20 protein-coding genes and 1 pseudogene are annotated in these 12,252 nt (G+C 69.5%); all 21 read left to right on the top strand.

The genetic code is table 11. The annotated features are described in order from the left end of the window. Window positions 1-164: 164 nt before the first annotated feature. The gene (locus P5P86_RS11935) at window positions 165-398 is read left to right on the top strand and encodes a helix-turn-helix transcriptional regulator (RefSeq protein WP_280607657.1); all 234 of its coding nucleotides are present in this window, start codon (window positions 165-167) and stop codon (window positions 396-398) included. A gap of 82 nt (window positions 399-480) precedes the next feature. Next, window positions 481-825, top strand: coding sequence for a hypothetical protein (locus P5P86_RS11930; RefSeq protein ID WP_280607656.1), 345 nt, complete (start codon window positions 481-483; stop codon window positions 823-825). Next, window positions 822-1,520 (top strand): hypothetical protein, encoded by a 699-nt coding sequence (locus P5P86_RS11925; RefSeq protein ID WP_280607655.1) that lies wholly within the window; start codon window positions 822-824, stop codon window positions 1,518-1,520. The genes P5P86_RS11930 and P5P86_RS11925 overlap by 4 nt, the downstream gene beginning before the upstream one ends. Then, window positions 1,517-1,669 carry a hypothetical protein gene (locus P5P86_RS11920; protein ID WP_280607654.1) on the top strand — a complete coding sequence of 51 codons (153 nt, stop codon included), beginning with the start codon at window positions 1,517-1,519 and terminating at the stop codon, window positions 1,667-1,669. Before P5P86_RS11925 ends, P5P86_RS11920 begins: the two co-directional genes overlap by 4 nt. Then, window positions 1,669-1,980, top strand: coding sequence for a hypothetical protein (locus P5P86_RS11915; RefSeq protein ID WP_280607653.1), 312 nt, complete (start codon window positions 1,669-1,671; stop codon window positions 1,978-1,980). Before P5P86_RS11920 ends, P5P86_RS11915 begins: the two co-directional genes overlap by 1 nt. Window positions 1,981-2,001: 21 nt before the next feature. Continuing rightward, window positions 2,002-2,241 (top strand): hypothetical protein, encoded by a 240-nt coding sequence (locus P5P86_RS11910; protein WP_280607652.1) that lies wholly within the window; start codon window positions 2,002-2,004, stop codon window positions 2,239-2,241. Between the two features lie 9 nt (window positions 2,242-2,250). Further along, the gene (locus tag P5P86_RS11905; RefSeq protein WP_280607651.1) at window positions 2,251-2,583 is read left to right on the top strand and encodes a hypothetical protein; all 333 of its coding nucleotides are present in this window, start codon (window positions 2,251-2,253) and stop codon (window positions 2,581-2,583) included. Continuing rightward, on the top strand, window positions 2,580-3,443 hold the full coding sequence (locus P5P86_RS11900; RefSeq protein ID WP_280607650.1) for a DNA adenine methylase: 864 nt from the start codon (window positions 2,580-2,582) through the stop codon (window positions 3,441-3,443). Before P5P86_RS11905 ends, P5P86_RS11900 begins: the two co-directional genes overlap by 4 nt. Beyond that, complete coding sequence (locus P5P86_RS11895; RefSeq protein ID WP_280607649.1) at window positions 3,440-3,880, top strand: ASCH domain-containing protein; 441 nt, start codon at window positions 3,440-3,442, stop codon at window positions 3,878-3,880. Before P5P86_RS11900 ends, P5P86_RS11895 begins: the two co-directional genes overlap by 4 nt. Further along, the gene (locus tag P5P86_RS11890) at window positions 3,877-4,710 is read left to right on the top strand and encodes a hypothetical protein (protein ID WP_280607648.1); all 834 of its coding nucleotides are present in this window, start codon (window positions 3,877-3,879) and stop codon (window positions 4,708-4,710) included. Before P5P86_RS11895 ends, P5P86_RS11890 begins: the two co-directional genes overlap by 4 nt. Then, window positions 4,707-6,302 (top strand): DNA methyltransferase, encoded by a 1,596-nt coding sequence (locus P5P86_RS11885; protein ID WP_280607647.1) that lies wholly within the window; start codon window positions 4,707-4,709, stop codon window positions 6,300-6,302. The genes P5P86_RS11890 and P5P86_RS11885 overlap by 4 nt, the downstream gene beginning before the upstream one ends. A 390-nt stretch (window positions 6,303-6,692) precedes the next feature. After that, window positions 6,693-7,232 (top strand): hypothetical protein, encoded by a 540-nt coding sequence (locus P5P86_RS11880; protein ID WP_280607646.1) that lies wholly within the window; start codon window positions 6,693-6,695, stop codon window positions 7,230-7,232. 79 nt (window positions 7,233-7,311) lie between these two features. Further along, the gene (locus P5P86_RS11875; protein ID WP_280607645.1) at window positions 7,312-7,563 is read left to right on the top strand and encodes a hypothetical protein; all 252 of its coding nucleotides are present in this window, start codon (window positions 7,312-7,314) and stop codon (window positions 7,561-7,563) included. A gap of 254 nt (window positions 7,564-7,817) precedes the next feature. Next, window positions 7,818-8,060 (top strand): hypothetical protein, encoded by a 243-nt coding sequence (locus P5P86_RS11870; RefSeq protein ID WP_280607644.1) that lies wholly within the window; start codon window positions 7,818-7,820, stop codon window positions 8,058-8,060. After that, entirely contained in the window at window positions 8,057-8,764 is a 708-nt protein-coding gene (locus P5P86_RS11865) for a hypothetical protein (RefSeq protein WP_280607643.1), read from the top strand. Before P5P86_RS11870 ends, P5P86_RS11865 begins: the two co-directional genes overlap by 4 nt. After that, complete coding sequence (locus P5P86_RS11860; RefSeq protein WP_280607642.1) at window positions 8,761-9,045, top strand: hypothetical protein; 285 nt, start codon at window positions 8,761-8,763, stop codon at window positions 9,043-9,045. The genes P5P86_RS11865 and P5P86_RS11860 overlap by 4 nt, the downstream gene beginning before the upstream one ends. Continuing rightward, window positions 9,042-9,710, top strand: coding sequence for a hypothetical protein (locus P5P86_RS11855; RefSeq protein ID WP_280607641.1), 669 nt, complete (start codon window positions 9,042-9,044; stop codon window positions 9,708-9,710). Before P5P86_RS11860 ends, P5P86_RS11855 begins: the two co-directional genes overlap by 4 nt. After that, window positions 9,707-10,087 carry a hypothetical protein gene (locus tag P5P86_RS11850; protein WP_280607640.1) on the top strand — a complete coding sequence of 127 codons (381 nt, stop codon included), beginning with the start codon at window positions 9,707-9,709 and terminating at the stop codon, window positions 10,085-10,087. Before P5P86_RS11855 ends, P5P86_RS11850 begins: the two co-directional genes overlap by 4 nt. Further along, window positions 10,084-10,617, top strand: coding sequence for a hypothetical protein (locus P5P86_RS11845; RefSeq protein WP_280607639.1), 534 nt, complete (start codon window positions 10,084-10,086; stop codon window positions 10,615-10,617). Before P5P86_RS11850 ends, P5P86_RS11845 begins: the two co-directional genes overlap by 4 nt. Next, window positions 10,610-11,011, top strand: a complete 402-nt coding sequence (locus P5P86_RS11840; RefSeq protein WP_280607638.1) for a hypothetical protein — start codon at window positions 10,610-10,612, stop codon at window positions 11,009-11,011. The genes P5P86_RS11845 and P5P86_RS11840 overlap by 8 nt, the downstream gene beginning before the upstream one ends. Before the next feature lie 974 nt (window positions 11,012-11,985). Then, window positions 11,986-12,231, top strand: a pseudogene (locus P5P86_RS11835) (DNA translocase FtsK); the annotation flags it as partial. Between the last annotated feature and the right edge of the window lie 21 nt (window positions 12,232-12,252).

The raw sequence follows: 12,252 nt of genomic DNA, 5'->3' as shown, positions 1-12,252 counted from the left end.
GCCGCAGTGCTGCAGTGCAGCCAGCAGTCGGCTTCCCGTCGCCTCAGTGGCGGGGCAGGCCTCGACCTCGACGAGCTCCCCCTGATCGCAGAGTGGCTGGGTATCTCCGTCCTAGACCTGCTCATCCCGCGCGACCGGGACGTCACAGAGCCGGTGTCGGCGTGATGGCCGGCCAGCTCCTCCGCATCGAGGAGGTCTCCGAGAAGACGGGGGTTCCTGTCGAGACGCTCCGCTGGTGGCGGAAGCGTGACAAGGGCGAGGGCCCGAGGTCAGGAAAGCTCGGTCGTCGCGTCGTCTACTACGCCTCCGACGTCGAGGCCTGGATCCGGTCGAGCTTGGGCGCTGAGGAGCACCCGGATCTGGCCCCGGCTCCGCCGACACAGCTCCGGGCTATCTGACCCCAGGCCTCTCCCCCATCCATCTCAGGCGCCCTGATGTCACGGGGTCGTCTATCTCGTCCTGCCCGAAAGGGGCTGTCAGATGGTCACGAAGACACACACGATGCCGCGTTCCGGCGCGGCGCGCCGCCGGGCGAAGGCTGTTGCTCGCGCTGAGGCGGTCGTCGAGCTGGACATCCGCTGGGCGTTCCGGCTGAACCGGTTCCCGCTGCGTGCGGAGTCCTGCTTCTGGTGCTCGTGCGGCTACATGGCTTGGTTGATGCCGGGTGCGACGGACGAGGAGTACGGCGAGCACGCGTTGGCGTGTTCGGACCACACGACGTGGTGCTACGAGGAGTACGACGACCTCGACGGTGGCGTCGAGGAGCTCCTCACCGCGCCGTCCGCCGACGACGTCGCCCGGCATCCGTCGGTGGTGGCGGCATGACGGCCCGGTACTCGCTGGCGCTGCGTCTGGTGTCGGCGATCCGTCTGGGTGCGGTGCTGGTGATGCGTCCTCGTCGGCCGGTGGCTCACCTCTATCTGGGGCCGGTCACTGAGACGGGCTCGTTCGTCCGGTCCGGGTTCGCCGTGCTGTGTGGTGCACGGACGCGGCGTCTGTCGGTGGTGGTCGAGGGGCTCGACGGTCTGGGTCCGCAGCTGCGGTTGTGTCGGCGGTGCGCGCCGCTGGTCCAGGCGCTGGCTCCGTCGTCGCCGTACGCCGGCCGGGTGTTGGTGGCGTTCGATGACATGGCTGCCGCGTTCGCGCACCTGACGCCGGCCGACTTCGAGACCGCGGCCCGCTGGTGTCGCACGGTAGATGAGACCTACCAGGTCGGCACCCTGTCTGGTCTGGTGCTGGGCCCTGTGCCGCTGGTGGCCCGCACCGAGGAGCAGCGGGTCCGCAAGCGGGTCGACGAGGTGCTGTTGAAGCGCCGCAATCGGCTCCGGAACGCGGAGCTGTCGCCGGAGGAGCGCGCCGACCGGGCCGCCCGCCGTGAGCTCGAGGCCGACGAGCGGGCTCGTGTCCAGGCCGCCCGTGCCCGAGCGGACCGGATCGCCCGTGCCAACGACCGCGCGAACCGCGGCCAGTACCTGATGCCGTCCCAGCGCGAGCTCCTCGCGCAGGTCGCCAACGAGTGACCCGGGAGGACGCCGTGTTCGCCCTGCTCGCCGTCATGTGGCACGTGCTCGTCGCCGGCCTCTGGTTGCCGCTCGCCCTGATCGCCCTTCTTGTCGTGATCGGTGTGGTCCTCGACCGCCCGACGTCCACCTTCTCGAAGGAGTCCTGATGAACGACTTCTACTCCACCCCGACCGACGACCAGGTCCCGGCCGACGTCGCGGTGTCGACCGCTGGCCCGCTGGTGTTGCTGGTCGTCGACCCGGACACCGCCGAGCAGCTCGCCGCCGGCATCCAGCTGGCCGCGGACCTGAAGGCCCGTGGCGCGGAGAACCGCCTGCGGCTGGTGTCGGAGGTCGAGGCCATCGAGCAGGCCGCGATCCTTGCCCGCCTCAACGCCGGTCTGCGCCGTGTCGACGCCGCGATCGACGCCCTGCCCTCGAACGTCGTCCCTCTGATCCCGCTGCAGTGCGGGGCCTGACCCATACGAAGCCCTGAGTCGATGGCCTCGCTGTCTCGCTGCAACCCGTGGGTGCGGTTCTGCTGGGAGCACTGGCACCTGCTGGCCCACACGTGGGAGCTGGCGTGCGAGGCCGAGACCAAGGGCTACGCGACCGAGATCGCGGAGTACGCCGAGCAGCATCCGCGCCCGCTGTTCCGGGACGCCCTGATCCACCTCTCGCCGGCCTGGCGAGCCACCCATCCCCACCTGACTGAGCGCGCCGACCAGCGCGCCGCCTGAGGAGAGTCCATGCCTTCTGACCTGATCGTGCTGACGCCGATCGCTGAGATCAAGGCGGTCGTCGACACGCTCGCCGACCTCGGCATCGACCCGCTGCACCTGCACATCGACGGGCAGCGCCCGACCGACCGCCGCCCGTCCATGACGACGTGGATCCGGTACCGAACCGACTTCGAGCGGGTCTGCGACGCGTTCAAGGCCAAGCCGACCGAGCGCCGGTACAGCCAGCCCGGCCAGCGCGAGTGGTACGCCGAGTCGGACACCGCGACCCGACGCCTGTTGATCCAGTGCGTGTCCTTCGAGCACCACGAGGACTGGCAGCCACGGGCGGTGTCGGCGTGAGCACGGTGTTCGCCTACTACGGCTCGAAGAACTCGATCGCTGACGAGATCGTGTCGCTGATGCCGGCGCACCGCGGCTACATCGAGCCCTTCGCCGGCAGCCTCGCCGTCTTGCGCGCCAAGCCGGCAGCGGCTTTCGAGTGCGTCAACGACCTGGACGGTGACGTGATGACGTTCTGGCGAGTGCTGCGCGACCGTCTTGAGGATCTCGAGCGGCTGGCGGCGCTCACCCCGCACAGCCGGGCGGAGTACGAGGCCTCGTGGCCGATCGACACCGATGACGACCTCACGCGCGCCTGGCGGGTGTGGGTGAAGCTCTCCCAGGGGCGTGGCGGTCAGCTTCGTCCGACCGGGTGGCGCTACCACGAGATCACCCGCGGTCGCGGGTCCGGGATGCCGGTCACGCTTGCCGGCTACGTCGGCAGGTTCGCCGCCGCGGCGGACCGCCTGCGCAACGTCTCGCTGGAGTGCTTGCCCGCGCTCGAGCTGATCGACCGGTACGGCCGTGACCCGGAGACGCTGCTGTACGTCGACCCGCCGTACCTCGGCGACACCCGCTGCCGGACCGGCTATCAGGTCGAGATGCAGCACGAGCCCGAGCATCGTGAGCTCGCCGAGGCGCTGAGGTCCTGCAAGGCGATGGTGATGCTCTCGGGCTACGCCTCGCCGCTTTACGATGACGAGCTGTACACCGGGTGGCACCGGCACGAGATCCGCGCCTACACCGGCCAGTCCAACAACGGCGCTGGCGAGCGCACCGAGGTCCTGTGGTCCAACGTCCCGCTGCTCCAGCACCTGTTCATGGACGACCCACATCTCAACGTCTCGACGGTGACCATCGACGGCGGTGACGAGCGATGAGGGCGCTCACGATCCGGCAGCCGTGGGCTGGCGCGTTCTTCGCCGACTCGAACGCGAAGGACGTGGAGAACCGGTCGTCGGCGACGCCGTACCGCGGACCGTTTCTGATCCACTCAGGTCAGCAGGTTGCGATCGAGGCGACGGCGCTCTCGACCGTGCGCCAGCTGCTGGGCTACGAGCCGCCGGTCGGTGTCCCGCGTGCTGGCGCGCAGTGGGCGCTGGGTGCGGTGATCGGTGTCGCCGAGCTGGTGGAGATCCACTCGGTGGAGCAGTGCCGCCGCTCGTGCTCGCCCTGGGCGTTGCCAGCTCGGGCGCATTGGCGGTTCGCCAACGCTCGGGTTTTGGTACGTCCGGTGCCGGCAGCGGGGAAGCTCGGCCCGTGGGTGCCGTCGGCTGACCTGCTGGCCGAGGTCAAGCGGATCGGGTTCCGCTCATGAAGATCCGGACGAGTCTCGCTGTCGTGCGCGCGGCATTGGATGCTCGCGCTGCTGGTGCGTCGTACGTCGAGATGGGCCGCCTCGCCGGCGTCGAGTGCACGACGGCCCGCAAGTGGGTGCTGTTCGCCGCGACGCAGCCCGAGGGATGGCCAACGCCGGCGGATATCGCAGCGCAGGCAGCCGAGGACAAGGCAAAGGCCCAGAAGCGGGCCAGGAACGCTGCTCGGGCGAGGTCGTACGCGAAGCGGCGTTACCTCGCGGGCGGCGCCCCGCTGATGGTCTCATCGCTGGGCACGGCCCGGCGTTTGCAGGCGCTCGCTGCGCTGGGGTGGACGACGATCGATCTCGCGCCGCTGCTCGGCGTCAGCCCCTCGCGGGTGGGCCACATGACGACGGGCATGTACGGCCAGGTGTTCCGCTCCACCGCTGCGCGGGTGGCTGCGGTGTACGACGAGCTGTCGATGCAGGTCCCGGTCGACCCCGAGGAGACGCAGCGCTACCTGGTCAAGGTCCACGAGCGTCAGCGGAAGATGGCGCTCGCGAAGGGCTACGCCCCGCCGTTGGCGTGGGACGACGACCAGCTCGATGACCCGAAGGCACGGCCGGCGGTCGAGTGGCGCCCTAGGCCCCCGACTCGGGTTGAGGTGCTCGAGGAGATCGACGACGAGGCGGGCACGGTCGTCGATGCGTGTGCTCGGCTCAAGGTGAGCCGAAAGGCGTTGGAGCGGTGGTGTCTGCGCCACGGTCTCAACGAGCTGTACTCCCGCCTCGTCGCGCGGGCGAACCCTGACCGGCCTGGCGCGAGCGAGCACCTGAGGACGGCATCGTGACGACGCCGTTCTACCAGGACAAGCTGGTGACGCTGCTTCAGGGCGACAGCCTCGACGTGCTCACCGCCGACACCCTCGGCTACGACTACCGGCTGGGCTACGCGCCGCCCGCGATCGCAAGCAATTCGGTCGACGCTGTCGTGACGGACCCGCCCTACGGCCTCGAGTTCATGGGCCGGGACTGGGACGCCCCGTGGCGCGAGACCGACGTGAACGCAGACGCCGGCTTCAAGGGCGGCGGGATCGCGCAGACCCGCGGACTGCCATCGTTCACCGGGTCGACCAACCCGAAGTGCCTGCGCTGCAAGGGCACTCGTCGCGGCCGACGTGACGGTACTGCCAAGGTCGCGGTGTGCCTGTGCGAAGACGGCGGGCAGTTCCCCAATGTCCGAGCCGTGGAGATGCGCGCGTTCGGCGAGTGGTGCCAGCTCTGGGCGGTCGAGTGCCTTCGAGTACTCCGTCCCGGCGGTCACATGTTGGCCTTCGGCGGCACTCGGACCTGGCACCGCCTCGCTGCCGCGGTCGAGGACGCCGGGTTCGAGATCCGTGACTCGATCGCGTGGATGTACGGGTCGGGCTTCCCGAAGTCGTTGGACGTCTCGAAGGCCATCGACAAGGCCGCGCGCGGGGTTCCGCAGGGCGGAATGGACGCGACCTCGCCGAATCACGGCAAGTACCGAACAACGGCAACGGAGGGAAAGCGATGGGACGGCGATTCTGGTCATGGCTACGGAGCTGGCGGAAGCCGGTTCCTGGCGGATGGGATGGCAAGTGGCTCGGCTTCGGCGCCTGCGGCGTCTGGGGATGCCGCCGCTGTAAGTGAGGCCACCCCGTGGGTGGGCTGGGGTACGGCACTCAAGCCGGCGTTCGAGCCGATCGTGGTTGCCCGCAAGCCGCTCGCCGGCACGGTTGCCGCGAACGTGCTTGCCTACGGAACTGGCGCGCTGAACATCGACGGCTGCCGGATCGAGGCCCACGACTCACAGCTCGCGGAGAAGTACGCCAGCGTGCAGCACGCGGGCAGCCGCGAGAACAGCGTCTACGGGACGGACAACCGGTCCCGGGCTGGATCAGTCCCACATGCTGGGGGCCGCTTCCCGGCCAACGTCGTGCTGGACGAGTCGCAGGCTTCCGTGCTGGATCAGCAGAGCGGGGAATCCCGGTCTCGTGCCGGTAGTCCGCGCGGCGCCGCAGCTGGCGACGGATGGGGTGTGACGGCGACCGGTGCCGAGTACGACGACCTCGGCGGCGCGTCGCGGTTCTTCTATGTAGCGAAGGCCGATAGCGCCGAGCGGGTGAGGGTGAATGGCGTCGCGCACCCGACCGTGAAGCCGATCGATCTGATGCGTTGGCTGGCCCGGCTGGTCACACCGTCGGGTGGCACGGTGTTGGAGCCGTTCGCGGGGTCGGGCACGACGGTCGAGGCGTGCCTGCTTGAGGGCTTCCGGTGTATCGCGATCGAGCGGGAGGCCGACTACCTGCCGTTGATCCGCCAGCGCATCGACCGTCGCCGCGACCCCGTGGCTGCGGTGCGTGGCCAGGGCGAAGACGGCGGCCTGTTCGACCTCCTCGACGGCGAGGTGTCGGCGTGATCCCGCGGTTGGCGATGACCTACGTCATCCGGTGGCCCGACCTGGGTGTGGTGAAGGTCGGTCGGGCGTGGCGGATGTCGCGGGTGCGGTCGCTGATCGCGGCGGGTGGCGAGGTGCTGATGCTGCTCGACCACACCGCGGCGTGTGTGGAGCGGTCGCTGCTTGAGGTGTTCAGGGCGCGGTTCGGCCGCGCGTTCGCCTCCGAGGCCGATGCGCGCTGGCTGTTGCCGGGCGGTCGTGGGTTCACGGAGTGCTTCTTGGTCGCTGCCGATGGGTGGCCGGCTGTGTTGAGGGCGATCAGCGAGGGGCTGCGCAATGGGTATGACGAGGCAGCGCACGATCAGGGCGGAGCTGTGGCGCCGCCGGAAGTGGGTGGCGCTGGATCCGGCGGTGAGGTTCACCTCGATCGGGTTGCAGGCATCGGCGGACGATCAGGGCCGCGGTCCGGCGGAGCCGCGGTTGATCATGGCGGACGTCTACCCGTTGACGCAGTCGGTGACGGAGGACGTGATCGACGCGCACCTGCTGCAGCTGGACGACGCCGGGTTTCTGGTGCTGTACGCGGTGGGCGAGGAGACGTTCTTCGAGATCGTCGACTGGCCGCGTGTGGACCGGCCGGGCGTCTCGGACATCCCGCCTCCACCTCCCCCGTTCGCGAGCGATTCCGGAACGTCTCCGGAGCGGCTCCGGGTAGTAGAGGGAGAGAGCAGAGCGAGAGCGGGAGAGGGCGAGAGGGAGCGCGAGGGCGCGGGCTGGGTGAGGTCATCCGGAACCGATCCCGACACCTCCAACGCGCCACCTTCCCCGTTCTGCAGCCGCCACCCCGAGGGCACGGATCAGCCCTGCCGCGCCTGTGGGACTGCCCGCCTGCGCCACTCGCAGTGGTGGCAGCAGGACCGGCAGCGCGCCACCGGGGTGGACGTGTCGTGACCGTCCGCCAACGACACCACCGACGGCCGGATGCCGCACGCCTGAACCCGCCCGTGACCACGACCTTCGAGGAGAACCGATGAGCACCACCGACACCAACCGGCCCGTCGAGGGGCTCCCGACGCCGCGCCAGGCCGCTACCGCGGCGGACGACGTGACGAGGGCGATCGCGGAGTACACGACCGCCCTGTCGGCCCTCAAGGCGCTGCGCCGGGCGGCTGGGATCGACGAGGCCGAGCGGCATCTGCGTGAGGCGGGGATGACGCTCGACGCTGCGTGGTCGGCGTTCGGGCAGGTCGTTGCTGCGGCGGATCGGGTCGTGGCCCAGTGAGCCTTCGACGTGCCGCGTTGGTGCGGAAGACGCCGCTGCGGCAGGGCAAGCCGTTGGCGGCTACCAGGAAGGCCGCCCGGAACCGTGCCGTGGTGAAGGCTGCTCGCCGGCCTCGTGACACGGGCCCTACGCAGCAGACCCGCGAGATCGTGATCGCCCGGGCGGTCGGCTCTTGTGAGCTGTGCGGGGTCGGGCTCCGGTCGGCTGACCGGTGGGTTGCCGATCACTCGTTCCACCACCGCCGGCCCCGTGGCATGGGTGGCACGTCTCGACCGGAGACCAACGGCGCCGCGAACTTGCTGCTGCTGTGCGGGTCGGGCACGTCGGGCTGTCACGGCCGGATCGAGTCGAACCGGGCCGAGGCCTACGACCAGGGCTGGCTGGTCTCGCAGCGGGACGACCCGCGCGAGGTCCCGGTCTCGATCCTGTGGTGCGGCCCCGATCTCGCATCCGTCCGTCTCGACGACGACGGCGGGCATTGGCCGGTGGCGGCATGACGACGCTGAACACCGAACTCGATGTCCACGACATGGTCCGTGAGCTGACCGAGTCCTATGAGCACCGGGAGGTGTTCACGTTCGATGCGCCGTCGGGCACAGCGTGGCAGGTTCCTCATGGGTTCCGGGTGGGCTCGCTGATCGATCAGCTCTTGACGTTCGGTGCTGACTCAAGCGGCGGCGCTGGCTCGCACGCCGGAAGTGTCGCGCACTCTCAGCCTGCTCTCCCGTTGGGGCCGTTCGATCTGCTCGCGGAGATCGATCGGATGGCGGCGGGCTGGATCACGTACCTGGGCGGCCAGCTGCCGGCGGCGAGGTGGGTCGGTACGCGCCGGGTTCGCGGGTCGCTGGAGAAGGCGAAGTTGCGTCGACTGCACGCGTTGATGCCGCAGGCCCAGCACTGCCGCGCGTTGCGCTGGAGTTGGGACCCCGAGACGGAGTGGTGCTGCTCGTGGCACTGCATTGAGTTCCTGCTGTCGGGCTGGTGGCACCGAGCTCGGGTGCTTCTCGGGTGGGACCCGGGCGCGTACCGGCCGTACAACACCTGCCCGACCTGCAACCACAAGGGCCTCGTGGTGGATCCAGAGGCCGAGTTCGGGTCGTGCTCTCACTGCCCGGCGACCTACGCCGGCGCCGACTGGCGACTCCTGCTGCTGCACATCCGCGTCGAGAACGACTTGACCCGAGAGGACTCGAAGTCATGACCTATCCGCTGGCGCCGCGTGAGCGTCCGCCCGGGCAGTCCTTCCCATTCGTGGAGGACGAGAACGGCAACATCACGGGCGACGGGCACCAGGACCGGGCGGCGTTTGCCGCGGCGGTCAACCGCTACGAGGAGGCCCACCCGACGGGCGCTGACCCGGTCGAGGCCGATGACGTCGCCCACCAGTGGGTGACCGTCGACGAGGGCGGCGAACTGCTGACGGCGTGCGAGGAGTCAACGCCGGGCGCGGTGGCCGTGACGACGCTGTGGGGGCAGCGATGAGGTACACGACGCGCCCGCTCTCCGACCGTACGTGGCTGCGCCCAGCGTCTGCACGGAAGCGTGCACGGTTCGACGCAACCTGGTCGCAGACGCTCGCGCTGCTCGGCCGCGAGATCGAGCACTTGAAGGGCCGCGACGTCGTAATCGAGGTAGACGTCCGCGAGCAGGACATCCGCCTTGACGGTCAGCTCCGCGCGAATGCCAAGGCCGAGACGCCTGCTGTGGTCGTCGCCTTCGAGAGCGCCAAGCACGGGCCGATGCTCTACCGCGCAGACTCCTACGCGCACAGCTGGACCAATCGGCCTGGCTGGCAGGAGAACGCCCGCGCGATCGCGCTGACCCTGGAGGCGCTGCGCGCGGTCGACCGGTACGGCGCGACCGAGACCGGTCAGCAGTACACCGGCTTCAAGGCGCTCCCGGCCGGCCGGGCGATGCCCGCCAGTCACATGACCCGAGACGAAGCGCTCGCGCTGCTCTGGAAGTACGGCCGCACGGAGCGTGACGCCGGCGCTACGACGGGGCTTCCCGGCTCGACGGACGCGATCGCGCTCGCCCGCTACCACCGGGCGGCGAAGGCCGCGGCCCACCCCGACCGGCACAGCGGCGACCGCACGCTGTGGGACCAGATCGAGCAGGCCGCTCACGTTCTGGGACTAGTGCGGTGAGCGGCCAGTCCGCCGGCGGGATGCACGTCCTGAGCGCGGCAACCCTGGGTTGCCGCCTGATCGTCCCCCGCCCGCTGGCCGCATCGAAGCCTCGACGAAGGCGCCGGAAGCGCTCGTACGAGTGCCCGGACATCACGGCGTTCGTGGGCCGCCAGCTGCGTGGCCTGGTTCGTCGCGCGGCTGGCGGCGACCTCGAGGCGATGTCGGCGCTGAAGGAGATCAGTCGCCTGACCGGCGTGGCGCTGGGTGATGCCGCGCGCGCCCTGAACGACCCGGACGGCCCTGCCTACTCGTGGGAGCAGATCGCTGCCGAGTACGGGTCCAGCAAGCAGAACGCCATCAAGAGATGGGCCAACACGAAGGAGCAGACAGCATGACGACGATCGACACCCGAGCCAAGAGCAGCGTGCTGCAGGATTGGCTCGCCGAGCTGCCGATGATGCAGCAGACCGTGCTGCTGACGGCCGTCCGCGGTCCGGACGGCCTGCCGAAGTACCACCCGACGAAGTTCGTGCTGCGCTGGTATCGACGGTGCATCCTGCTGTCGGCACTCGACGGCGTCGTGCTCTCGGATCCCGGTGCGGTGGGCGGTGGCTCGTTCACTGGCCCGGCAATCGAGTCCTTCCCGGGGATGCCGTGGCGCGCTGCGATGGACCAGCGGGTGACCGACTACCTGCGTTCGCTCGACGAGGTCCCGCATCACTTCCAGATGCACCTGATGCACGCGGTCGAGATCCTCGGTTACAAGCACCCCGACGAGCGGATCCGGTCCTGGTGGCACGGCGTGTACCTGCGCCTGGTGCACGACATGCACCTGTGGCCCGAGACCGAAGAGCAGATGGATGCTCGTCTCGGGGACTCTCGCGAGGGCTGGCTTGCGCGAGGGGACGTGGCGACCAATGACTGAGACCACGGACACGGCCGCCGTCGTGCGCGCCGCCGCTGCCGGAATCAAGGTCGGCGACCGGATCCGTTTCGTCCCGCTCGGTGGTACTGGCGTGCGCTGGTGGACCGTCCGTGTCCGTGACGAGCGGTTCATCCTCGCCACGATGCAAGCGCCGTTCCGACCGAAGAGCGAGCTGATCTACACGGTCGTCGACCTGACCGGCTGGCAGCGCACCTACAACGGCGTTGGCCCTGGCGTCGTTCGGTCGAGTCTGAACGCCCTCGGCGGGGGCTGGGACACCGACGACGAGGGCATGGCCGCGGCGCTCGCTGGTCTGCAGTCCGGCAAGTGGGAGCTGTCGGTGCGTCGTGTCTTGGCGGTGCAGTCGATCGAGATCAAGGGGGCAGCCCGATGAAGTTCGATGGACCTACTCTCGCTCACGCCTGGCTGGCGGTGTACGCGGCGGCGAGCACGAAGAAGGACGGCCCTGGTCAGCTGTTCAAGACGATCGCGATCGAGGAGCACACGACGGGTGTGCGCCTGGTCGCCACGGACACGTTCATGCTGTTGACGGCGTGGGTGCCTGACCTGGATCACCACCACGGCTCGGGACCGGAGTTCGGCGAGATGCCGGAGCGGGTGATCGTGGCTTCGGATGCGGACGGCCGCGGCAAGGGCTTGATGGGTTACGTCTGCTCGTTGGCGAACCGGATCGATGAGAACGACTACGCGCCGGGCCAGGTGTCGCTGTCGTTGGACTTCGATGTCCGTCTGCCTGCTGGGCGGCCTGGGTCGCAGGAGACGTTGGAGGGCATGGAGCCGACGTTCGTCGTGCTGAACGTCCCGGACGTCGAGAAGGTGTTCTTGGAGATCGTCCCGACGACGTATCCGGAGTGGCGCCCGGTGGTGGGTGAGCATCATCCGGATCTGACGGCGTCGATCGCGCTGAACCCGGAGGTGGTGGAGCGCCTGGCTGCGGTCCGTAAGCACGCCGCCGGCGCGCTGTGCTGGTCGTACGGCGGGAAGGAGAAGGCCGCGTTGGTGGAGTTCGCGGAGTCGGATCCGTTCGTGCATGGCGCGGTGATGCCGGCGCGTGACCCGGAGGCCGAGAGCAGGAAGGCGGCGGTGATCGACGAGCTGTCGGCCGCTGATGCTGCCGAGCTCGCGGCGCGGTTGCTGCGTGAGGCTGAGGTGACGGTCGAGCACCGTGAGCAGGGCAGCGACCGGGTGACGCGGGTGACGTTCAACCCGGCCGACTATGTGGTCCTGGACTCTGCCGCTCGCCACAAGGTCGACGACGAGCCGGCGCGCCCCAGCATCGATCTGCGTACGGCGTCGGGTGTGGTCACGGCCGCGGATCTCGACGCTGCCCGGCCAGCGGCGCCGCCGGATCCGGATCTGTTGCGGGAGGCCGCCGAGCTGGTGATCTCGACACAGTTCGGTTCGACCTCGATGCTGCAGCGCAAGCTCCGCGTCGGGTTCGCGAAGGCCGGACAGCTGATGACCACGCTCGAGGAGAACGGCATCGTCTCGCCGGCCGACGGATCCCGTGCGCGTGACGTGCTCGTCCGACCTGACCAGCTCGCCGATGCGATCCACAGCCTCGGCCTGACGCCGATCGGAGCAGGCCGATGATCGAGCCTTCGGCCGAGAGGG

The organism is Nocardioides sp. BP30, assembly GCF_029873215.1.
GTDB lineage: Bacteria > Actinomycetota > Actinomycetes > Propionibacteriales > Nocardioidaceae > Nocardioides.
The sequence above is the reverse complement of the archived record's forward strand: the minus strand, read 5'-3'. Positions and strand labels throughout refer to the sequence as shown.

Bases quoted from the DNA above. Each gene is read 5' to 3' on its own strand.
- P5P86_RS11860 (WP_280607642.1), top strand. From the start codon at position 8,761: ATGACCTATCCGCTGGCGCCGCGTGAGCGTCCGCCCGGGCAGTCCTTC.
- P5P86_RS11845 (WP_280607639.1), top strand. From the start codon at position 10,084: ATGACGACGATCGACACCCGAGCCAAGAGCAGCGTGCTGCAGGATTGG.
- P5P86_RS11895 (WP_280607649.1), top strand. From the start codon at position 3,440: ATGAGGGCGCTCACGATCCGGCAGCCGTGGGCTGGCGCGTTCTTCGCC.
- P5P86_RS11915 (WP_280607653.1), top strand. From the start codon at position 1,669: ATGAACGACTTCTACTCCACCCCGACCGACGACCAGGTCCCGGCCGAC.
- P5P86_RS11890 (WP_280607648.1), top strand. From the start codon at position 3,877: ATGAAGATCCGGACGAGTCTCGCTGTCGTGCGCGCGGCATTGGATGCT.
- P5P86_RS11905 (WP_280607651.1), top strand. From the start codon at position 2,251: ATGCCTTCTGACCTGATCGTGCTGACGCCGATCGCTGAGATCAAGGCG.
- P5P86_RS11855 (WP_280607641.1), top strand. From the start codon at position 9,042: ATGAGGTACACGACGCGCCCGCTCTCCGACCGTACGTGGCTGCGCCCA.
- P5P86_RS11910 (WP_280607652.1), top strand. From the start codon at position 2,002: ATGGCCTCGCTGTCTCGCTGCAACCCGTGGGTGCGGTTCTGCTGGGAG.
- P5P86_RS11840 (WP_280607638.1), top strand. From the start codon at position 10,610: ATGACTGAGACCACGGACACGGCCGCCGTCGTGCGCGCCGCCGCTGCC.
- P5P86_RS11930 (WP_280607656.1), top strand. From the start codon at position 481: ATGGTCACGAAGACACACACGATGCCGCGTTCCGGCGCGGCGCGCCGC.
- P5P86_RS11925 (WP_280607655.1), top strand. From the start codon at position 822: ATGACGGCCCGGTACTCGCTGGCGCTGCGTCTGGTGTCGGCGATCCGT.
- P5P86_RS11870 (WP_280607644.1), top strand. From the start codon at position 7,818: ATGGGTGGCACGTCTCGACCGGAGACCAACGGCGCCGCGAACTTGCTG.
- P5P86_RS11935 (WP_280607657.1), top strand. From the start codon at position 165: ATGGCCGGCCAGCTCCTCCGCATCGAGGAGGTCTCCGAGAAGACGGGG.
- P5P86_RS11865 (WP_280607643.1), top strand. From the start codon at position 8,057: ATGACGACGCTGAACACCGAACTCGATGTCCACGACATGGTCCGTGAG.
- P5P86_RS11875 (WP_280607645.1), top strand. From the start codon at position 7,312: ATGAGCACCACCGACACCAACCGGCCCGTCGAGGGGCTCCCGACGCCG.